This window comes from Candidatus Methylospira mobilis, assembly GCF_009498235.1.
GTDB lineage: Bacteria > Pseudomonadota > Gammaproteobacteria > Methylococcales > Methylococcaceae > Methylospira > Methylospira mobilis.
The window spans coordinates 2,134,488-2,156,191 of sequence record NZ_CP044205.1 but is presented as its reverse complement, the minus strand read 5'-3'; the positions used below and the strand labels follow the sequence as shown (position 1 = coordinate 2,156,191).

The 21,704-nt window shown below is 55.5% G+C and carries 15 protein-coding genes; 8 read left to right on the top strand and 7 right to left on the bottom strand.

Annotation, left to right across the window (positions count from 1 at the left end):
- Positions 1-101 precede the first annotated feature (101 nt).
- Positions 102-1,157: an AI-2E family transporter gene (locus F6R98_RS09540; RefSeq protein WP_194270208.1), complete on the bottom strand. Its 1,056-nt coding sequence runs from the start codon at positions 1,155-1,157 to the stop codon at positions 102-104.
- Between the two features lie 191 nt (positions 1,158-1,348).
- Between F6R98_RS09540 and F6R98_RS09535 the strand changes: the two genes are divergently transcribed.
- A complete protein-coding gene (locus F6R98_RS09535) occupies positions 1,349-3,823 on the top strand; it encodes a cation-translocating P-type ATPase (protein WP_153248818.1) in 2,475 nt (824 codons plus the stop codon).
- A gap of 230 nt (positions 3,824-4,053) precedes the next feature.
- Here the strand turns inward: F6R98_RS09535 and F6R98_RS09530 are convergent, their stop codons facing one another.
- From F6R98_RS09530 to F6R98_RS09520, 3 genes are read right to left on the bottom strand one after another with little or no spacing between them, the layout of a single operon-like run.
- Positions 4,054-4,434, bottom strand: a complete 381-nt coding sequence (locus tag F6R98_RS09530; protein WP_153248817.1) for a hypothetical protein — start codon at positions 4,432-4,434, stop codon at positions 4,054-4,056.
- 20 nt (positions 4,435-4,454) lie between these two features.
- Complete coding sequence (locus F6R98_RS09525; RefSeq protein ID WP_228125198.1) at positions 4,455-4,856, bottom strand: hypothetical protein; 402 nt, start codon at positions 4,854-4,856, stop codon at positions 4,455-4,457.
- 32 nt (positions 4,857-4,888) lie between these two features.
- Positions 4,889-6,106, bottom strand: coding sequence for a UbiH/UbiF/VisC/COQ6 family ubiquinone biosynthesis hydroxylase (locus tag F6R98_RS09520; protein ID WP_153248815.1), 1,218 nt, complete (start codon positions 6,104-6,106; stop codon positions 4,889-4,891).
- Positions 6,107-6,545: 439 nt separating this feature from the next.
- Between F6R98_RS09520 and gltB the strand changes: the two genes are divergently transcribed.
- From gltB to F6R98_RS09505, 3 genes are all read left to right on the top strand, one after another.
- The gene (gene gltB, locus F6R98_RS09515; protein ID WP_153248814.1) at positions 6,546-11,180 is read left to right on the top strand and encodes a glutamate synthase large subunit; all 4,635 of its coding nucleotides are present in this window, start codon (positions 6,546-6,548) and stop codon (positions 11,178-11,180) included.
- Between the two features lie 31 nt (positions 11,181-11,211).
- Positions 11,212-12,648: a glutamate synthase subunit beta gene (locus tag F6R98_RS09510; RefSeq protein WP_153248813.1), complete on the top strand. Its 1,437-nt coding sequence runs from the start codon at positions 11,212-11,214 to the stop codon at positions 12,646-12,648.
- A gap of 928 nt (positions 12,649-13,576) precedes the next feature.
- Positions 13,577-14,179, top strand: coding sequence for a GNAT family N-acetyltransferase (locus tag F6R98_RS09505; protein ID WP_228125197.1), 603 nt, complete (start codon positions 13,577-13,579; stop codon positions 14,177-14,179).
- 353 nt (positions 14,180-14,532) lie between these two features.
- Here F6R98_RS09505 and F6R98_RS09500 read toward each other — a convergent pair whose 3' ends face one another.
- Positions 14,533-15,570, bottom strand: a complete 1,038-nt coding sequence (locus F6R98_RS09500) for an IS110 family RNA-guided transposase (RefSeq protein ID WP_153248812.1) — start codon at positions 15,568-15,570, stop codon at positions 14,533-14,535.
- Between the two features lie 99 nt (positions 15,571-15,669).
- On the opposite strand from F6R98_RS09500, the gene F6R98_RS09495 reads away from it, so the two are divergent.
- Together F6R98_RS09495 and F6R98_RS09490 are read left to right on the top strand one after the other, a co-directional pair.
- The gene (locus F6R98_RS09495; RefSeq protein ID WP_153248811.1) at positions 15,670-16,095 is read left to right on the top strand and encodes a hypothetical protein; all 426 of its coding nucleotides are present in this window, start codon (positions 15,670-15,672) and stop codon (positions 16,093-16,095) included.
- Positions 16,096-16,387: 292 nt separating this feature from the next.
- Positions 16,388-17,644, top strand: a complete 1,257-nt coding sequence (locus F6R98_RS09490; protein ID WP_153248810.1) for an HlyC/CorC family transporter — start codon at positions 16,388-16,390, stop codon at positions 17,642-17,644.
- Between the two features lie 14 nt (positions 17,645-17,658).
- Here F6R98_RS09490 and radA read toward each other — a convergent pair whose 3' ends face one another.
- Together radA and F6R98_RS09480 are read right to left on the bottom strand one after the other, a co-directional pair.
- Positions 17,659-19,026 carry a DNA repair protein RadA gene (gene radA, locus F6R98_RS09485; RefSeq protein WP_153248809.1) on the bottom strand — a complete coding sequence of 456 codons (1,368 nt, stop codon included), beginning with the start codon at positions 19,024-19,026 and terminating at the stop codon, positions 17,659-17,661.
- A 1-nt stretch (position 19,027) separates the two neighbouring features.
- Complete coding sequence (locus F6R98_RS09480; RefSeq protein ID WP_153248808.1) at positions 19,028-19,771, bottom strand: class I SAM-dependent methyltransferase; 744 nt, start codon at positions 19,769-19,771, stop codon at positions 19,028-19,030.
- A gap of 72 nt (positions 19,772-19,843) precedes the next feature.
- Here F6R98_RS09480 and htpX point away from each other — a divergent pair, with 72 nt between their 5' ends.
- Positions 19,844-20,728, top strand: a complete 885-nt coding sequence (htpX, locus tag F6R98_RS09475; RefSeq protein WP_194270241.1) for a protease HtpX — start codon at positions 19,844-19,846, stop codon at positions 20,726-20,728.
- Between the two features lies 1 nt (position 20,729).
- Positions 20,730-21,626, top strand: coding sequence for a CAF17-like 4Fe-4S cluster assembly/insertion protein YgfZ (gene ygfZ, locus F6R98_RS09470; protein ID WP_153248806.1), 897 nt, complete (start codon positions 20,730-20,732; stop codon positions 21,624-21,626).
- Positions 21,627-21,704: the final 78 nt, after the last annotated feature.

The following is a 21,704-nucleotide window of genomic DNA, read 5'->3' as shown; positions in this document are numbered from 1 at the left end:
AGAGCTTAATAGTGGGACGCGAAGCATTTTTCCACGACGGTTAGACCGATTCACTTATACCAATGCCACCCAGTGTGACGCTTTGTGAGCGGGTATTATCGTTATTTTTCAATCTTTTTTCCGGAACTCCACTCTTGAAGCAAGGTAAAGGCGATGGCCAGCAACGTCGGACCGAGAAAAACGCCGATCAAACCGAAGGCGATCACACCGCCCATAACCCCTAGAAATACCAGAATGAACGGCAGACGGCTTCCCTTACTGATAAAGTAAGGTTTTAGAATATTATCGACCCCGCTCACTACCCCGCAGCCCCAGAGCGCGATAAAAACAGCCCATCCCGTTTCGTTGCGTTCCAACAGCCAGATCGCGGCAGGCATCCAGATGAAAGGCGGGCCGGCCGGAATGATAGACAGAAGACTGGTCAGAACCCCTAACAGCAAGGCACCGGGAATGGCGGCGACCCAAAACCCGATGCCAGCAAGAAACCCTTGCGCCAGCGCAGTGCCGATAATACCGTAAACAACGCTCTTGATCGTATTTTCTGCGATACGCATCAAGCCCAGCGCCTGCTTTCCACCGATACGGGCGGATAAAGCTTCCAGTCTTGCGGATAATGACTCACCGTCTCTGTACAAAAAAAATGCAATAAACACACTGAGGCTCAAATATACAATGCCACCACCCAGATTCGCCGCGCTATGTAACGCCCAATCGCGCAATGGAAGCAGGTATCGCATCAGTTTTTCGGTCAGGATGACGCCGCTACCCTCCATCGCCTGCCATTGGCCGTACATATGCACGCCGACAACCGGCAGCCTTATTAGCCACGCTGGAGGACGGGGCAAGCCTTCGCTGAGAACATGACGCACCATTTCGACGAGCGCTGTAATATTATCGGCCAGGCTGGTCCCGAGAAGCACCAGCGGCACTATCATCACGACCGCGATCAGCAGCACCATGAGCCCGCTCGCTACCGTCTTTCCGCCGGCAACAGAGCGGACCACCCATTGGTAGACCGGCCATGTGGAAAACGACAGGATTACGGCCCAGAGTATGGCCGAAAGAAAGGGGCGCAACACGGCAAAACAGCCTGCAATCAAAACCGCGATCATGGCAATACCGATAAAACGATCGATGCGGTTTCCGTTCAACACCACTATTATCTCCTGCAGGTTGAACCCCCTAAACAGGGGAGATAATGCATATACTGACGGATCTTCGTTCACTTTTCCAGCGCATATGGTTACCATGAAACATGGTGCTCCACCTTCCGGCAGAGCCGCCAAGCGCTTGGTCAGAAATAGCGGTTAATCCGAAAAAAATGGCGAACTGACAGGACAATCGCACCATGCCTCAGAAAAAAAAATTATCGGGCCTCTCTGACAAGGAAGCCCGATATCGTCTTCATCTAGATGGCCCCAACACCCTTCCGGATGCGGACAGGCGCAATGCCTTACGCATTTTACGCGATGTATTGTCCGAGCCCATGTTTCTCATGCTGCTGGCGACTGCCGGGATTTATCTGCTGCTGGGCGATAAACTGGAAGGCTGCGTAATGATGCTGATGAATGCGATCAGCGTTGGACTGGTTGTGGTGCAGGAGCGCCGCAGCGAAAAGGTGCTGGAAAGCCTGCGCCGCCTCAGTCAGCCCACGGCACGCGTTATTCGCGAAGGGAAACCGGCAACACTACCATCCGGCCAGATCGTGTACGGAGACATCCTGGCGCTTGATGAAGGAAACCACATCGTGGCCGATGCCATTTTACTGGATAGCCACGCGCTGTACGTTGATGAGTCGATGCTGACAGGGGAATCCGTTCCCGTACAAAAACAACTGGGAGACCCAGTTTATTCCGGTTGCCTGATCGTACGCGGTCATGCCCAGGCGGAAGTCATCGCAACCGGAATACGTTCGCGCCTGGGGCAAATCGGCAAAGCCGTGACAATCGCGCGAACGGAACCAACTCCCATGCAGCGCGCAACCGGGCATGCGGTGCGGCATATGGCTATAGCGGGTATTGCGCTCAGCATACTGGCGGGCGCGCTTTATGCCGTGCTGCGACAGGATTGGCTGGGAGGCAGCCTGGCCGGGCTTAGTCTGGCCATGGCGCTGATGCCGGAAGAGTTCCCAATGGTACTGACCGTATTTATGGCCATGGGAGCGTGGCGTCTCAGTCGGGTAGGCGTATTGACGCGCCGTTCCGCAGCAATAGAAACGCTGGGAGCAACGACAGCGCTGTGCGTGGACAAAACAGGAACTTTGACCGAAAACCGCATGACCGTGGCTCGCCTATGGTGTGACGGTATTACACAGGATACGACCCAACCTCATGAAGCGTCTTTTATCCGCTTGGCCGAATATGCCGCGCTGGCCAGTCGGCCAACATCGTTTGACCCTATGGATCGGGCAGCACATGAGTTAGCGCAACGCGCGGGAATCGTCCTGCGTCCTCATTGGCGTCTATTACGGGAATACGAATTAAATCCAAGCCTGCTGGCCATGTCGCAAGTGTGGAGCCGCCAAGAAGACTGCTTCACCGTCGCAGCGAAAGGCGCTCCCGAGGCGGTGATTGATTTGTGTCATTTGCCTCCTGAAACCGCAGATTTTGTTCTTGCCGGAGTACGTCAACTGGCTGACGAAGGTTTGCGGGTACTCGGCGTGGCCGAGGCGTTTACAAACGAACTAACTGATAATCAACATGACTTTTCCTTTCGTTTCGTCGGCTTGATCGGCTTTCATGACCCACTGCGCATTGACGTTGCGCCCGCGGTGGAAGAATGCAGGCAAGCAGGCATTCGCGTGATCATGATTACCGGAGACTATGCCAATACCGCGCAAGTCATCGCCCGGGCGGCCGGACTGGACGCAAACCGCGTACTCGCAGGAAAGGAACTGGAAACGCTGAGCGCAACAGAACTGCAAAAGGCGATAAAGGACGTCAGGGTATTTGCCCGCGTGCAACCGGAGCAGAAACTCAAACTGGTGGAAGCTCTTCAGGGCAGCGGCGAAATAGTCGCCATGACCGGAGACGGGGTAAACGATGCGCCGGCGCTCAAGGCCGCTCATATCGGTGTGGCAATGGGACAACATGGATCCGATGTGGCGAGGGAAGCCGCTGCGCTGGTGCTACTGAAAGACGACTTCGGCTCTCTGGTGGCGGCAGTGCGCATGGGCCGCCGCATCCATGACAATTTATTGAAAGCCATGAGCTACATCATTTCGATTCATGTGCCAATCGCAGGGCTGGCGCTGTTGCCGATACTGACCGGGTGGCCCATGCTGTTATTACCCGTGGAAATTGTTTTTCTCGAATTGGTAATAGACCCGGTATGCGCCACGGTATTCGAGGCAGAAAACGCGGAGCCGGGCTTGATGAAACGCCCACCGCACTCCCCCTCGGAACCGTTATTCAACCGCCGCTTGGTATTAATGGCACTAGGACGCGGCGTACTGTTGCTGCTAACCATCGGCATTTACTACGGGGTCACGTTGCAACAGACCGGCGAAGAAGCTGCGCGAAGTCTGACGTTTTCTGCATTGGTGATTGCCAATCTGATGCTGGTATTATCGGTGCGCGCCAAACACCGCCCGCTGTGGGCGGGGATAACGCGCCCCCTCATTGTGATTATTTTTTTAACGTTCGCATTGTTGGGAGCGGCATTGACCGTACCCATTTTCCGCGAAATTTTCAGATTTTCTCTCGTGCCCCCTGATTTGATGGCGCAGGCTGCCGCCGTTGGCGCAGGGCCGATACTGCTACTTGAGTTGTTCAAACGGCGCCCCAAACAAACGAAAACACCAACCCCGCCGAGGAGAATCTGAAAATGATTCAGCAATCTGCCTCTAAGCGGTCATGGCGCAAGCGTTTTGCATAACCGGGGGCGACGCGCTTGCGTCATGACCGGTTTCCCTCACCCCGCCTCTCCCGGATGGAGATGAGGGCCGGTATTAGCCGCGCTATTTGCACGATAACGAAAGCGTACGAAAATATTACTTTTAAAACGTATTATTACGTGAAAATCCCTATCACAAACAGAGTCACCCTATTATCTTCAACGTATATAAACATTCCAGACGCGCAACTCGTCGCATCCTTCCTGACTGTCGCCGGTTACCTTGAACCACACCCGCCCGGAAGTGATGGGAGCTACCAGCTTGCCCTTGATCAGCCAGCGACCGCTTCTTTGCTGCTCGACATGCGCCGGAATTTTGGTATTGTTTACCCATACGTTAACTGTTGAGGGATCGGTATTGTCCGATGCAAACAGCGTAAATTCGTCCACCGACGCCACAGAACTCTCGGCTGCGGGGCTTTCATCGAAAAACTGCGGCGGGGTGCAATGCAAAATCGGTCCGCCGTGGTGACTAACCGCTTCAGCCTGAGCCGCCCCGGCCGCCATCCAAAAAAGCACAATCATCAATAATTTTTGCATAAACTTCCTGCTCTCTTTAATCAATTAATAACTTTGTGTCCACGTTGACGCATGCAGTTGCTTAATGCGTTCCTGTAGTCCGTTTCCGCGCCAGAACCGGAAGCAGCAGCGCCCACGCCGCCCGAAGCCGCTCCTATTACCGCACCGGCAACAGGATTGCCGATTACGGCGCTGACCGCCGCTCCAGCGACTCTGGTCAGACCGCCGGCAACGGCGCTATTGGAAGAGCTCGCTTCCGGATCGCCAGCTTGCTTTGCCAATACTGCGCACTCATGTTCGTCCTGAGTGATCCGGGCTGCATTCGGATCGTTGTAGGGATCGACAACCGGTTTCCAGACGTTGTTGCTCGTATTTGCGCATCCGTCACATCCAATGAGCACGATCATGAGCGCAAAAAACACAGCATATCTTTTCCCGATCACTTGCTGCCCCACGAATCAGCGGTAACCGCGTATCAAAAAACTATAGCTTCGCCGCGTGCCAAACGCGGAAGATTTCCGCCCAACCCCATCGCATGTTTCATGACCATTTTCTTGGCGGGCGTGACGTGCTCGGCCAGCCCCAGACCTATATTACGCAGCAGACGCAAGGGCTGATTGCTGTTGCCGAATACGCGATAGAATAAATCCATCGCGGTCATCATGACCAGATTATCGTGACGGCGCATTTTTTCATACGACTTCAGCACCGCAGCGGAACCGACATCCCTGCCTTCGCGTTGCGCACCGACCAGCACCTGAGCCAATGCCGCAGCATCCAGCAGTCCGATATTGACGCCTTGCCCCGCCAGCGGATGGATCATATGCGCCGCATCGCCAATCAAGGCTACTCCTTCCTTGGTGTAATGAAGCGCATGTTGACGTTTCAATGGAAAACTTCCGCGCGCGCTGATGCATTTAATTTCACCCAGCTCCTTCGGGAAAGCGGCGCGTGCCGCCTGCAATAAATCATCATCGGACAATTGTTTGAGGCGCTTAACTTCTTCCGGCGTCTGATACCAGACCAGCGAAGCATGCGGCCCGTCCAATGGCAGGAAAGCCAGCGGACCGCTCGGCTCGAAGCGTTGCCAGGTTATATCCTGCTGATCGTATGCGGTTTCCACGGTCAGCACCAGCGCATGCTGTTCATAGTCCCAGGCGCTGACGCCCATGCCTGCCGCCTGCCGCGCGCGCGATGAGCCTCCGTCCGCAGCCACCAGTAAACGCGAGACGATTTCCCGCCCGTCATCCATGCGCAGGCTGGATTGCTTGGCGCTGTAAGTAATATCGGCGATTTTAACCGGACACAAAAATTCGATATTATCGAAGGCGGCAAGGCGTTCCTGCAAAGCCAGCTGGACTACGCGATTCTCGACGATGTACCCCAGCAACTGTTCGTTAATTTCATCGCTGCGAAATTCGACGTAACCTTGATTCTCCCAAACGCGCATGCGCCGGAACGGACAGCTGCGACGGCTGGCGATTCCGGGCCAGGCGCCCACGGTTCTGATAATACTGGCCGAGGCTATGCTAACCGCCGAAACCCTCAGGTCGTGGGACTGAGATGAATCGAACGGCGGCGGCGGAGTCTCTTCCAGTACGACGGCCTTAAGGCCGCTGTTGCCGAGGCTGCAACCCAGCGCCGCCCCGACCATCCCGCCTCCGACTATGGCGACATCATAATATTCACGCATTACTTACTCTCCGGCCATACGGCACTTGGCTTTAAAAACATGCGGACAACGTAAAACGCTGATTTATGGACCGCACTCCCAGGCAAAGCAACGAGCTATCGGGTATTTCATCAGCCGCTATCGGAAAGCGGAAAAGCCGGAACATAGGCCTATGAAATTAATACCGCCCACTAAAAACCCAGGAAGTTTTATAATTTTACCGCGCAAAGTCACTCAATACTTGAAAAATTCGCTCAAATTCCATATATTCCTACGGCTTTGCTTATAGCTTTCACGCGCAGCCAAATGCAGGATGCAGGCGAACGATGCATCCGACATAGCGGCGCCCGCAAGATTGCCCAGTATACTGATACAAGTGCGCGGATAACAGACAGCGCTGCAATCGAGCCACACGGCCCGAGCGCAACACCGAGGCACGAATACCGAAAGAGGTCTAACGATGAGTCACAATACTCTACCTGCCAAACAGGGACTTTACGATCCCCGCAATGAGCATGACGCCTGCGGCGTGGGCTTTATCGCGCACATCAAGGGCCGTAAAAACCATCAGATTATCCAGCAGGGCTTGGAACTTCTAAAAAACCTCACCCATCGCGGCGCGGTGGGGGCAGACCCTCTGGCCGGCGACGGCGCGGGCATATTGATCCAGATTCCAGATGAGTTTCTGCGCGCATCGTGCGAGCCGCTGAACATTACGCTTCCGCCTGTCGGCGAGTACGGCGTCGGCATGGTTTTTTTGCCGCAAGACTCGGCTCATCGTGAAAGCTGCCGGAAAATCCTTGAAGATTTTATCAACGCCGAAGGCCAGACCGTGCTTGGATGGCGCGATGTGCCGGTCGACAACACCGGACTGGGTGAGTCGGTAAAACTGGCGGAGCCCCTCATCAAACAGGTGTTCATCGGCCGTGGAGCGAACTGCCAGAATCAGGATAGTTTCGAACGCAAGCTGTTCGTGATACGCAAACAGGCTGAAAACACGGTTCAACAGCTTGGCGAGGAGCACTGTAAAGCATTTTACCTGCCGTCCTGCTCGTCGCGTACACTGGTTTACAAAGGCATGCTGCTGGCCGACCAGGTAGGGCTGTTTTACCGAGATTTGCAGGACTCGCGCATGATTTCCGCGCTGGCGCTGGTGCATCAACGTTTCTCGACCAATACCTTTCCCACCTGGGATCTGGCGCATCCTTTCCGCATGATTGCCCACAACGGCGAAATCAATACCGTCCGCGGTAACGTGAACTGGATGGCCGCGCGCCGGTCGTCCATGACCTCAGCTCTCCTCGGAACCGATCTTGACAAAGTCTGGCCGCTGATCAACGCCGAACAATCCGATTCCGCCTGTTTCGACAATGCGCTCGAGCTGCTGGTGACCGGCGGCTATTCGCTGGTGCATGCGATGATGCTGCTGATTCCGGAAGCCTGGGCCGGCAATCCGATGATGGATGAAAAGCGCCGCGCATTTTATGAGTACCACTCCGCATTGATGGAGCCGTGGGATGGCCCGGCCGCCGTTGCTTTCACCGACGGACGTCAGATCGGCGCAACGCTGGACCGCAACGGCCTGAGGCCGGCGCGCTACCTGATTACCGATGACGACCATGTGGTGATGGCGTCGGAAATGGGCGTATTGCCGATCCCTCAACACAAAATCATCAAAAAATGGCGTTTGCAGCCGGGCAAGATGTTTTTGATCGACCTGGAAAAGGGGCAGATTGTCGACGACGACACCATCAAGAACGAACTGGCCGGCCGCGCGCCTTATCAGCAATGGGTGGACGCGGCGCAAATCCGGCTGGAAAACCTGCCGCATGAAGTTTCGGCGATGGCTCCTGACGCGCAAACCCTGCTCGATCGTCAACAGGCGTTTGGTTATACGCAGGAAGACATCAAGTTCTGCCTGCAGCCGATGGCGGAAACCGGCATGGAACCGATCGGCTCCATGGGCATAGACGCCGCGCTCGCCGTGCTGTCCAACCGTTCGCGCCTGCTCTACGATTATTTCAAACAGGGCTTCGCCCAGGTCACCAATCCGGCAATCGACCCGATACGCGAAGAACTGGTCATGTCGCTGGTATCCCACATCGGTCCGCGCCCCAATCTGCTGGGACTGGCCGATGGCGGCAGCCATAAGCGTCTGGAAGTCCATCAGCCGATACTGAGCAATGAAGACCTGGAAAAAATCCGCCGCATAGAAGCGCGCACCGAAGGCGCATTCCAGACCAAAACCATCAGCTTCTGCTATGCCGCTGATCTTGGCGCCAACGGCATGGAACAGGCACTGGCGCAATTATGCGCCAGTGCGGAAAAAGCGGTGCACTCCGGCAACAACATCCTGGTGCTGTCGGATCGCGCCGTCGATGTCGATCATATCGGCATCCCTGCGCTGCTGGCGACATCGGCTGTCCACATTCACCTGATACGCGCGGGGCTGCGCACCAAGGTCGGACTGGTTATCGAAACCGGAGAGGCGCGCGAAGTGCATCATTTCGCGCTACTGGCCGGCTATGGTGCCGAGGCCGTCAACCCTTATCTCGCTTTCGATACATTATCGAGTCTGAGAGAATACTTGCCGGGGCGGCCGTCCGCATACGAAGTACACAAACAGTACATCAAGGCTATCGATAAGGCTCTGCTCAAAGTCATGTCCAAGATGGGTATTTCCACCTACCAATCCTATTGCGGCGCACAGATTTTCAACGCCGTCGGACTCAGCGAAGCTTTTCTGGACAACTATTTCACCGGTACCGGCACTACTACCGGAGGCGCCGGGATACAGGAAATCGCCGAGGAAACCGTGCGCCGTCATCGGGCAGCTTTCGGTAATGCGCCGCTGTATCGCAAGGCGCTGGACGCCGGCGGCGAGTACGCCTACCGAGTGCGCGGCGAGGACCATATCTGGACTCCGGAAACCATCACCAAACTCCAGCACGCAACACGCACCAATAATGCGTCGACCTATGCCGAGTATGCGTGTCTGATCAACGAGCAAAACGAGCATTTGCTGACCTTGCGCGGCCTGATGGAGTTTCAGTTCGCCAAAACAACGCCGGTGCCGCTGGACGAAGTCGAACCGGCCAAGGAAATCGTCAAGCGCTTCGCCACCGGCGCTATGTCGTTCGGCTCGATTTCCTGGGAGGCGCATACCACGCTGGCGATTGCGATGAACCGCATCGGGGGCAAATCCAATACCGGCGAAGGCGGTGAACTGCCGGAACGTTTCCTGCCTTTGGCAAACGGCGACTCCATGCGCTCCGCGATCAAGCAGGTTGCTTCGGGCCGTTTTGGCGTCACAGCCGAATATCTGGTCAACGCCGACGATATCCAGATCAAGATTTCGCAAGGCGCAAAGCCCGGAGAAGGCGGACAACTCCCCGGTCACAAAGTGGATGCGACCATAGCCAAAGTACGCCATTCAACGCCAGGCGTCGGCTTGATTTCTCCGCCGCCGCACCATGACATCTACTCGATCGAAGATTTGGCGCAATTGATCCACGACCTGAAAAACGTCAATCCCAAGGCGCGCATCAGCGTCAAGCTGGTATCGGAAGTCGGTGTCGGCACGGTTGCCGCCGGCGTTGCGAAAGCCCATGCCGATCATGTCACCATTTCCGGCTACGACGGCGGCACCGGCGCAAGCCCGATTACATCGATCAAGCACGCCGGCCTGCCCTGGGAAATCGGTCTGGCCGAAACCCATCAGACCCTCGTGCTGAATAAGCTGCGCGGCCGCATCTGCGTACAGGCCGACGGCGGCATACGCACCGGACGCGACGTCGCCATCGCATTATTGCTCGGTGCGGATGAAGTGGGATTCGCCACCGCGCCGCTGATCGTCGAAGGCTGCATCATGATGCGCAAATGCCATCTGAACACCTGTCCGGTCGGCGTGGCGACACAGGACCCTGAACTGCGCAAGCGCTTTACCGGCCAGCCCGAGCATGTCGTCAATTTCTTCTTCTTCGTCGCCGAAGAATTGAGACAACTGATGGCGCAACTGGGTTGCCGCACCGTCAGCGAGATGATAGGCCGTTCCGACCTGCTGGATATGCGCCGCGCGATCTCGCACTGGAAGGCGTCGAAGATCGATCTCAGCCGTATCCTGCACAAGCCAGAAGCGGCTCCGGGCATAGCAATCCGCAATGTCGAGCAGCAGGATCACGGACTGGACAAGGCGCTCGATCTGCAACTGATAGCACAGGCGCAGCCTGCCCTCGAAAAAGCGCAGCCGGTACGGATCGAAACTGAAATCCACAACTATAACCGTACTTTCGGCGCAATGCTGTCCGGTGAAGTCGCCAAACGCCATGGACACAAGGGCTTACCGGAAGACACCATCGCCATAAAGGTGCGCGGCACTGCCGGACAAAGCTTCGGCGCATTTCTGGCGGCAGGCGTCAGCGTTGAACTGCGCGGCGAAGGCAACGATTATGTCGGCAAGGGCTTGTCGGGCGGGCGCATCGCCATCTTCCCGCCGGAAGACTGCCCGATTAAAGCGGAAGAAAACATCATAGCCGGCAATACCGCGCTGTACGGGGCGATCAGCGGCGAATGCTATCTGCGCGGCGTCGCCGGCGAACGTTTCGCTGTGCGCAACTCCGGCGCAATCGCCGTGGTTGAAGGCGTCGGCGATCACGGCTGTGAATATATGACCGGCGGCTGCGTCGTGGTGCTGGGTCATACCGGGCGCAATTTCGCCGCCGGCATGTCCGGTGGTGTCGCCTACGTGCTGGACGAAAGCGCCGATTTCGACAAGCGCTGCAATCTCGCGATGGTCGAACTGGAAACGCTGGCGCAGGCAACGGATGGCAATCTTGCCACGGCGGAAGGCAACCTCGCTGAAACGCAGGATCTGGAGGAACTGATGCGAAACATGTCCGGCAACGATACGCAACGCCTGAGAGCCCTGATCCAGCGACACTACCACTATACCGGCAGCGAGCGCGCCAAAACGATACTGGACAGCTGGTCGAGCTACGCGCCGCATTTCCGCAAGGTCATGCCTGTCGATTACAAAAAAGCGCTGTTAAACGCGCGTTCAGCCGCCGTATCGCAAAACAGTACGGCGCAACATTGACACCCTCCCGGAAAGACTAGAGGTATAGAACATGGGTAAACCTACCGGCTTCATGGAAATATCGCGCCAGGATCGGGGCTATGCTCCGGTTACGGATCGCATCAAGAACTTCAAGGAGTTTGCGATAGCGCTGAGCGACGAAGCCTTGCAAAAGCAAGGCGCGCGCTGCATGGATTGCGGCATACCGTATTGCCATCAGGGCTGCCCGATCAACAATATCATTCCTGACTGGAACGATCTGGTCTATCGGGGCGACTGGCACGCGGCGATTGAAGTCCTGCACAGCACCAACAACTTCCCGGAATTTACCGGGCGTATCTGTCCTGCGCCGTGCGAGGCGGCCTGTACACTGAACCTGACCGACGAACCGGTCACCATCAAAAGCATCGAATGCGCGATTATAGACCGCGCCTGGACCGAAGGCTGGATCGAACCGCAGATCGCGGAGCACCGAAGCGGGAAACGCGTCGCGATCGTCGGCTCCGGCCCCGCCGGTCTGGCGGCCGCACAACAACTGGCAAGAGCCGGGCACGGGGTAGTCGTTTACGAAAAATCAAACAGAATCGGCGGCTTGCTGCGTTACGGCATACCGGATTTTAAACTGGAGAAATACGTCATCGACCGCCGCATTGCCCAAATGCAGGCGGAAGGTGTGATCTTCCGCCCCAACACCCATGTCGGCGTCAATATGGCTCCGAAACAATTGACTGTAGACTTCGACGCCGTCGTTCTGGCCGGCGGTTCAGAAAAACCGCGCGACTTGGACATACCGGGCCGTGAATTGCAAGGCGTTCATTTCGCCATGGAATTCCTGCCGCAGCAAAACAAGCGCGTAGCAGGCGACCGCATTGCTTCGGCAGCTATTTCGGCTGAGGGCAAGCATGTTGTTGTCATCGGCGGCGGCGATACCGGTTCCGACTGCATCGGCACATCGCTGCGCCAGGGCGCCGCCTCGGTCACCCAACTGGAAATCCTGCCCAAACCGCCTGCAAAAGAAAATAAGGCCACGACCTGGCCGAACTGGCCGAACAAATTCAGAACATCCACTTCCCAGGAAGAGGGTTGCGCGCGCGACTGGTCGGTAACCACCCTATCCTTCAGCGGCGAAAACGGTCAGGTAAGCGCCGTGCAATGCGCGCGCGTAGAATGGAAACAGCAGGATGGACGCTGGGTCATGGAAACTCTGCCTGGGAGCGAGTTTACGCTGAAAGCCGATCTGGTCTTCCTGGCGATGGGCTTTCTGCACCCGGTACAGGAAGGACTGCTGGCTGAACTGGGCGTAGCGCTGGATGAGCGCGGTAATGTAAAGGCCGACACCCATAATTATAAAACTTCAGTAGACAAGGTATTCAGCGCCGGCGACATGCGCCGCGGGCAATCGCTGGTGGTATGGGCGATCCGGGAAGGACGCCAGGCCGCTCGCGCGGTGGATGAATTCCTGATGGGAAGCAGCGAGTTGCCGGGTTAGATTTTTTGTAACTATTCAGCGCTCCGATTTTCCGTTCGTCCTGAGCTTATCGAAGGATGAATGGAAAATCCTACTACATTGATAGTTAATCCATTCATGGTTAGACAAGGGCTCTTCAGCGGCACTACGCTCACGAACGGATGACTTAACGGCTACAAGATAAAATATCATGGGACGCTGAATAGTTACGATTTTTGTAACTATTCAGCGAGTGCTTTTGAGGCCTGACCGAAGCCATCGGAAGTGAGGCAAGCCAGTCGAGACACGCGGGGGAGAATAACCACGCTGCAAGTCCGTCTGGAAGCTCTCTGCGCCCATCCGTGGGCGCAGAAGGTCTCGCCTGACTCCAACTCACTTCCCTCTCCAGCGCTTGGAGGGAGTTTGACGTCCAGAGAGTTGATAGCGGCTCAACAGTCATATCAAGCCACCTGCGACGGTCACAATGATGCCAACTACCAGTTCTAACTCAGGAAACGCATTCGATGGGCGAGCAGACTACCTGAGGCTCAACAATTCCCAGCTATCGCCGGAACATGTCGCCCAGAAGATCATTGAACATTATTCAATTCCATGATCATATGGCAACTCCTTCGTTCCTGGGACCGTAAGCTGGTCACGGACTGAAAAAATATGAGGCACGATCTGTTCAATTTTTGCCGATTAGACAGATCGTGCCGAAATGTCCCATGCTTACTCAAGCTTCTCAACTTAAGCAAATATTCAGCACAAATATAGTGGGCTATGATAAAATATGGCTATTACTCAATTGATATATTAGGATATTTTAAGTGACTTCCTGAGCTCGATACTATAATTATCTGTTTTATCGAGTACCTGCCGATCTGATGAACTCCTGGAAAATTCCCGACTCAAACCTGCTGCGGCCATTCGCCAACGCATACTCAGTTTCCCCGTATTGTTGACCGCCATGCTGGACGTTATCAAGACAGACCGACTGACCTTGAGAAATTTCAGACAGGGAGATGCAATCGATCTGCTTGCATATCTGCACCAACCTAGGGTGAGCTGTTTCTTTTCTCTCAAGCTTGAAGATCTTGGCGCTGCAGAAGCAGAAGTGGAAACGCGTGGCAGAAGCGATGAGCAAATTGCCGTGTGCTTGCGAAGCACTGGTAATTTGATCGGTGACGTGTTCTGCATACTCGAACATCCCGACACTTATGCCGTGGGGTGGAATTTCAACGCGGATTTTGGAGGCGCTGGATTTGCCTCTGAGGCCGCGCGGGCTCTCTTTGAGTATCTGTTCTCGGTGAAACACGCCCGACGTCTCTACGCCTATGTGGAGGAAGACAACATCGCTTCGCAGCGCCTGTGCGAAAGATTGGGGATGAGGAGAGAGGGACTGTTCAAAGAGTTCATATCCTTCAAAAAGGATAACGAAGGCGTCCCGATATTCGAGAACACGATGCAGTACGCCATTCTGCAAAAAGAGTGGGTAGCGCATAACGATTACCCGGATAAACTGGACACGGCTCGCAGGAGAGGCGCCCTTGCCTCCGAAGCGTTTGGTTGATCGTCGTGAACCCCGACTAGGAGCCTGTCCGAGAATAGAAACGTAAAATTTATTCGAAGGCGATGAGACATATATGGTCGCCCCGGTTTTGCCAAGCGTTCATTTGATCAAGGCGGTTTCAGATAAAGATTGCTGCCATATATTCGGACTTAATCGAGGCCGTCGCCTCTGTCCCTGATGGAATGCGCTGACCGAATCCTCAACAAAATGGCGCACTCAAACGTGCCTTGTCTCATTCAGGTTTATTCGGTCACGGTCTGACCTGTCTTGCCATCATAACAATGATTGCCTGTGCAATCGGTGGAGTTAACCCTCTTCTTTAAGCTTAATTTATCTAAAATCAATCCGTTCTATTACACAGCGACTGCCGCCACGGAGTAATCTGGCTGAAATTCGCTTTCGTGTGCCAGCAGCGCCCAAACAATGCGGGCATTCTTGTTGGCCAGCGCCACCGTTGCGATATTCTTGTTTCGCCTGTCCACTATCCGAGTGGGCCAGCCATTGGCTTGCTCAAGCCTGTGCTCCGAGACCCTTATCACGGCGCGCGCGCCGTGGATCAACAACGTTCGGAGGTAGGTGTCGCCACGCTTGCTGATGCCAAGCAGGGTTTGTTTTCCTCCGCTGGAATTTTGACGAGGAACAAGACCCAGCCACGCCGCCAGTTGTCGGCCATTCTCGAAGTTTTTGGCGTCGCCAATCGAGGCCACCAAGGCGCTCGCTGTGATCGGGCCTATGCCGGGGATTTTCTCCAATTTCTTGCTGGCATCATTCCCTCTGTGCCACACCTGTATCTGGGCATCCAGTTCATCAACTTGCCGGTCAAGCTCCTTGAGATGCGTTCCCAAGCGCTCTATCAGCTGACGAAAGGCATCCGGCAATTCATTATCGCCGTCTTCCAGAATTTCCGGCAGTCGTCTGGCGATATAGCCAATACCCTTGGGTATAACAATTCCGTATTCGGCCAATAGTCCTCGAATCTGATTGGCCTGTGCCGTTCGCGCCTTGACGAAACCCTGGCGTGCCCGGTGCAAACCGAGAACCGCTTGCTGCTCACCCTCTTTGATAGGAACGAAGCGCATGTTTGGTCTGCTCACCGCCTCACAAATCGCCTCGGCATCCGCAACATCATTTTTGTTCGTCTTCACATAAGGCTTGATGAATTGTGGAGCCATTAACTTGACCGTGTGTCCATGCTCCTTGAGCTTTCTGGCCCAGTAATGTGCACTTCCGCAGGCTTCCATTCCGATTAAACACGACGGAAGGTTGGCAAAAAACGGCAGCAATTGCGCACGTTTCAGCTGTTTTTTCAAACTCGCCTTACCTCGTTCATCAACGCCATGCACCTGGAATACATTTTTTGCCAGATCAATGCCTACTGTAGTAATGTTCATGGTCGTCGCCCTTTCTGTTTTGTGGACTAAACGAACGCCCACTTTGGCACATGCGATGCCGTTTAGGGAGGGGCGACCATTCCATTAAAATGAGCCCTTTTGTCCAATGCCGAAATGACTGCGTCAGGCGCGGCGCAGCTTACATCAGGTATCGACACCCTCAAACACGAGACGAAACGAACGGCAAAGCCCCGCGCTATTCTTTTAAACTGTTGTACAGCTGTGGCACAGCAGACTTTGAGCAGCTTGGCGGCCGCTGCCTGTGTCGGTGTACTCGTACAATCCGCCTTTCTCAATTACATCGCCGAAGACAGCGAAGCGCGGGCGGACGACTTCATCAACCGTGTTGACCAGAAATTCAGCGCACTGACGAACGCCCCGGTATCGGGTATTGGCCGCTTGCGGTATGAACTGGCGGCAGATTTGTGGAGGTTTCCCACTACTTGGCCGGTACGTCTCATTTTTATCTTCCCCGGTCCAACGGAGTTGAGATCGTCCGCGTACTGCATAGCGCCTGCGATCTGAGCGCGGACTTTTTCGCCGAAGAAGATGATGATTGACGGCTTAGCGTACGATTTTTCCGTTTCGTGAGCTGCCCCCGCTTAAGTCCTGTTGATATAACGGGAATTTTGAATCAAATAGTTAGCATTATGCCGTCAAAGTCAGCCCCAGACTTGATCCGGGGGCATGACGACATCCTGTCGACAAGGCCGATGCTCGATCCGGCGACCCCATCCTCAATATGACATTAACTTGACTTTCAGGCTCATAACCCTTAGAAAGTGAGTGTGTTTTCTACTTTGGAGTTAATGTTTCCTTGAACGACATCCCGCTAAGCGTGCTCTTCGGCACGCTTGTTTTCCTGCTCATGGTTTCCGCCTTTTTCTCGGGTGCGGAAACCGCGCTGATGACGCTTAATCGCTACCGTCTTTTGCACCTGGTAAAAAAAGGCCATGCAGGTGCGTTACGCGCGCAGAAACTGCTTAAAAGACCCGACCGCTTTATCGGCGTTGTGCTGCTGGGCAACAATTTTGCCAATGTCCTGATCTCTTCAATGACCACGGTGATTACACTGCGTCTCGATGGCGGAGAGAGCGGACTGGCAATAGCGGCGGGCATCGTTACCCTGCTGATTTTGATCTTCTCTGAAGTGGCGCCGAAAACGCTGGCGGCCATGCATCCCGACCGGCTCGCGTTCGGCTCATCCATCATCATCCTGCCGCTGCTGAAACTGTGCTACCCCATCGTATGGATAGTCAACGCCATAGCCAACCTGCTGTTGAGAATCATCGGTTTCAACGCGAGCGGAGAGACCTATAGCGCGCTGAGCAAGGAAGAACTGCGTACCGTGGTTGCCGAAGCCGGAGCAATGATCCCGGATCGCTATCAAAACATGCTGCTCAGCGTACTCGATCTCGAATCGGCCTCGGTTGAGGACATCATGGTGCCGCGCAATGAAATCATCGGCATAGATCTCGACGACCCGCTGGACGTGATCATAGATCAGATCACCAACAGCCGGCACACGCGTCTCCCGGTGTTTCGCAAGGATATCGACAAGGTTTTTGGCGTTCTGCATTTACGCAAGGCCCTGATATGCATGGGACAGCAGCGGCTCAGCAAGGAATCCCTGATCCAATCCCTGATAAAGCCCTATTTTGTAACCGAAAACATGCCGTTACATCAGCTGCTGATCAATTTCAGGCGCGACGAAGTGCGTATCGGGCTGGTCGTGGACGAGTATGGCGATGTGCAGGGCCTGGTGACGGTGGAAGATCTGATGCGGGAAATCATCGGCGAGATTACCACCAACTCGCTGGAAGTGCGCAAACAAAGCGACGATAGTTATCTGGTCGACGCCAGCGTCGGCCTGCGCGAACTGAACCGGGCAACCGGCTGGGGACTACCGACTGAAGGGCCCAAGACTCTGAACGGCTTGCTAACCGATTACCTCGAAACCATACCGGAAGCCGGAACCAGCATCAAGCTGTTCGGTCATCAACTGGAAATTACGGCAATGGACAAAAAAGCCATACGCGAGGTGCGGGTGTATCCGAACAAGCCGGAATCATGAAATCCGCTTTAACTTTACACCGCCGCCAGCGCCTCCTGCAAACTCTTGACCGCGATCAATTCCAGTCCGTCTATCCTGCCCTTGGGCGCGTTTTTCAACGGAACGACGGCATGGCGGAAACCGTGTTTGGCGGCTTCGCGCAAGCGTTCCTCGCCGTTCGGCACCGGCCTGACTTCGCCGCTCAGGCCCAGCTCGCCGAACACACACCAGTCTTTCGGCAGCGGGCGTTCACGGTAGCTGGACAATACCGCCAGCGCAACGGCAAGGTCGCCCGCCGTTTCCGTTAAACGCAGACCGCCTACCATGTTGATAAACACATCCTGGTTGAAAATACCTATGCCGCCATGTTTATGCAGTATCGCCAGCAGCATCGCCAGCCGGTTCTGTTCCATGCCGACCGCAATGCGGCGCGGCGCGGCCAGCGGCGATTCGTTGACCAGCGCCTGCACTTCCACCAGCATCGAACGGCTGCCTTCGCGCATCACCATCACCACGCTGCCGACCATATCGTCTTCGTAGCGCGACAGAAAGATGGCGGACGGATTACGCACTTCCTTCAGGCCGGTTTCGGTCATCGCAAACACGCCAAGTTCGTTGACAGCCCCGAAACGGTTCTTGAACGCGCGGATAATGCGGTAACGATTGCCGGGATCGCCCTCGAAGTACAGCACGGTGTCCACCATATGCTCCAGCACGCGCGGCCCCGCCAAAGCGCCCTCCTTGGTCACATGCCCGACCAGAAAGATGATGGTGCCGGTTTGTTTGGCGAGACGCACCAGATGCGCGGCGCATTCGCGCACCTGCGCCACCGAACCGGGAGCCGATTGCATCTGGCCGCTGTAGACGGTTTGTATCGAATCCACCACAAGCAAACCGGGGCGGTGCTGCTGCACCACCTGAATAATATTTTCCAGACTGGTTTCGGCCAGAATCTGCACGCCCTGCCCGTCCAGACCGAGACGGCTGGCGCGCAGACTGACCTGCTGCATCGACTCTTCGCCGGTAATATACAGCGGGCGCTGCTGCCCGCGCAGACCGCACAGTGTCTGCAGCAACAGGGTAGACTTGCCGATACCGGGATCGCCGCCGATCAATACCGCCGAACCCGGCACCAGACCGCCGCCGAGCACGCGATCCAGCTCTTCCATGCCGCTGGACGAGCGCGTGATATTTTCCGCCTTGACCGAAGCCAGATCGACCGGCTGACCGTTGCTACCGCCCTCCCCTGCATAGCCGCTATGGCGCAACCCGGTCGAGCGCAGCTCTACGCTTTCCATCAGCGTATTCCAGAGTCCACAGCCCTGGCACTGTCCGGCCCACTTGTTCTGAACGTGACCGCATTCGGCGCAGCGGTATACCGATTTGCTGTCCTTGCGGCTCATGTCAAATCAGCGGTTTATGCGCGAGCAGCAATCGGTTGATTCCGTCGTGAAAACGATGCTCCACCGGATTAAATCCGGCAGCGTTAAACGCATCCAGCGCGGGCTGCAAGCGCATGACATGATCCGGAGACTCATCGCTGAACAGATGCACGATCCATTTTTCCAGCAGGTCGGCGCGATTCATTTTCATCAGCATGTCGAAATACGCCTCGATCTCCTGCTGTATCAATTTCGTATGTTCGATCGTATCGTCCAGCGCGTAGCGGTCGCCGTTAATGAAAACGCCGCCCGGCTTCAGCACCCGGAAGATTTCGGGATAAACCAGCGCGCGATAGTCCTGCGGAAAATTGTGCAGGGTATAGGCGGAAACGATCGCATCCAGACTGGCGCTTGCGCACTGCCGCAATGCGCCCAGAGCATCGATCTCCTCCAGACTCAATTGCCCCTTATCCAGCCATGCGCTCAAGTGTTCGCGCGCCTGATTCAACATGGTCGGTTCATTGTCGACCGAGCGCAGTTGTAGGCCCGGATTCTGCGCCAGAACGGAAAGCGTGGTAATGCCGGTACCGCACCCCAGCTCCATAACCTGCTGCGTCTGCCCGGCCTTGTTTACCCTGCTCGCCAGAGTCTCCCCTACTCTACGGCTCATATCGACGGATGCAGGACAGATCAGCTTGAGCATTTCGTATTCCGCGCCAATTTGTCCTGAGAACTGACGCTCCAGGGAAGTTTGTGGTTCATTCATGCCGGCACCTTGATTTTTCAAAAAAGAACGGCACATACTATCAACGAACCATCAACCACGCTACCGGATACCATCATGAGAATCCTGCTGTTCCTGTTGACCAATGCAGCCGTATTGCTGCTGATCAGTATTATCTTTCATTTCCTCGGCCTGGGTTCGCTGCTGCGCCAGAACGGCGTGTCGCTGAACCTGGACAGCCTGCTCCTGATGTCTGCGGTGATGGGCATGTCGGGCTCCTTTATCTCGCTGATGCTGTCAAAATGGATGGCCAAACGCTCAATGGGCGTTTTCGTGATCGAACAGCCTTCGAACAGCACCGAACAATGGCTGGTACAAACCGTGCATAATCTGGCAGGCAACGCCGGCATAGGCATGCCGGAGGTCGGTATTTTCGACTCTCCCGATCCGAATGCGTTTGCAACCGGCATGAGCAAGAACAATGCGCTGGTCGCCGTCAGCACCGGCCTGCTGCGCAATATGAGCAGCGACGAGGTCGAAGCGGTATTGGGGCATGAAATCAGCCATGTAGCCAACGGCGATATGGTCACACTGGGCTTGATTCAGGGCGTCGTCAACACCTTTGTCTATTTCTTCGCCACCATCGCCGGGCATGTGATCGACCGCGTGGTGTTCCGCTCCAACGACGATAAAGGCGGCTATGGTCCGGCCTATTATATTACGCAAATGGTTGCGCAAATTGTACTCTCGATCCTGGCGACCATGATCGTGATGTGGTTTTCGCGCTGGCGCGAATTCCGCGCCGATGCGGGCGGCGCCCATCTGGCTGGTCGCGGCAAGATGATCTCGGCGCTGCAGGCATTGCAGCGCGCTCACGACCCGCAGGAGCTGCCCGGTGAAATGGCGGCATTCGGCATAAATGGCGGCGGCGTGTCCCGCTTTTTCATGAGCCATCCACCGCTGGAAGAACGTATCGCGGCATTAGAGCAGGGACGCTGAGATGAATACAGCTCAAGGCTGCTATTGCCGATTGCATCACACCAGTCTGCTGGCATTCAGCGGCGAAGACGCCGGTAAATTCCTGCAAGGGCAAAGCACTTGCGACATACTGGCCTTGCAACAGGGACAATCCACGCTCGGAGCTTTTTGCAGCGCTAAAGGACGCGTCATCGCCGTATTTCAGGCTTTACGTCTGGGCGACGATTTTTTTCTGTCCGTGAACAGCACGCTTGCCGAACGTCTGCGCCAACATCTGAGCCGTTATATATTGCGTGCCAAAGTCAGTATCAGCGATGTCAGCGCAGACTATACGCTGTTCGGCGTCATCGGCGATACCCCCCCAGAAGTACCCATAGCCGTCGCCGGCATGGTTATGACTTTTTCGGTTAATGCGCCCGCACTCAACCTATATGCGGCGCCGATAGCGCAGACGGAGGAATTGCTTGCCGAGTTCAAGCAGCAGTCGCTAAGATTGGTTGATGAAATGCTGTGGAGCAGTGAAGTCCTGCGCCACGGACTGCCCGACATAGAAGAAGGCACTACGGAAGCTTTCATTCCGCAAATGCTGAACCTGGATTTGCTGAACGGCATCGGCTTCAAGAAAGGCTGTTATACCGGTCAGGAAATCGTCGCACGCACGCATTACCTCGGGCAATGCAAACGCCGGATGTTCAGACTGACGGCGACGTCCATACCCAAGCCTTACAGGGCCGGCTCCACGATCAGACATCTGAACGGGTCGGACGACAGTCTAGGCACGGTCGTCTCGGCGTCCGTTCCGGAACAACAGAGACAGGAACTGCTGGCGGTCATCAATCTTTCCGATATAAACAGCTTGCCGGTTGGATTGACGCTGGAAGCGCTGCCTTATACAGTAGAAGCTGGGAAAGAAAGCTGATATTCAGTATCCAGGATTACCGCCTGCCCAACGCATCTCGCGATTATGGGCAGGGGTGATCGCCAGTAGCAATGGGGG

Coding starts and splice junctions, on each gene's coding strand:
- F6R98_RS09535 (WP_153248818.1), top strand. CDS start 1,349: ATGCCTCAGAAAAAAAAATTATCGGGCCTCTCTGACAAGGAAGCCCGA.
- F6R98_RS09530 (WP_153248817.1), bottom strand. CDS start 4,434: ATGCAAAAATTATTGATGATTGTGCTTTTTTGGATGGCGGCCGGGGCG.
- F6R98_RS09520 (WP_153248815.1), bottom strand. CDS start 6,106: ATGCGTGAATATTATGATGTCGCCATAGTCGGAGGCGGGATGGTCGGG.
- gltB (WP_153248814.1), top strand. CDS start 6,546: ATGAGTCACAATACTCTACCTGCCAAACAGGGACTTTACGATCCCCGC.
- F6R98_RS09510 (WP_153248813.1), top strand. CDS start 11,212: ATGGGTAAACCTACCGGCTTCATGGAAATATCGCGCCAGGATCGGGGC.
- F6R98_RS09505 (WP_228125197.1), top strand. CDS start 13,577: ATGCTGGACGTTATCAAGACAGACCGACTGACCTTGAGAAATTTCAGA.
- F6R98_RS09500 (WP_153248812.1), bottom strand. CDS start 15,570: ATGAACATTACTACAGTAGGCATTGATCTGGCAAAAAATGTATTCCAG.
- radA (WP_153248809.1), bottom strand. CDS start 19,026: ATGAGCCGCAAGGACAGCAAATCGGTATACCGCTGCGCCGAATGCGGT.
- F6R98_RS09480 (WP_153248808.1), bottom strand. CDS start 19,771: ATGAATGAACCACAAACTTCCCTGGAGCGTCAGTTCTCAGGACAAATT.
- ygfZ (WP_153248806.1), top strand. CDS start 20,730: ATGAATACAGCTCAAGGCTGCTATTGCCGATTGCATCACACCAGTCTG.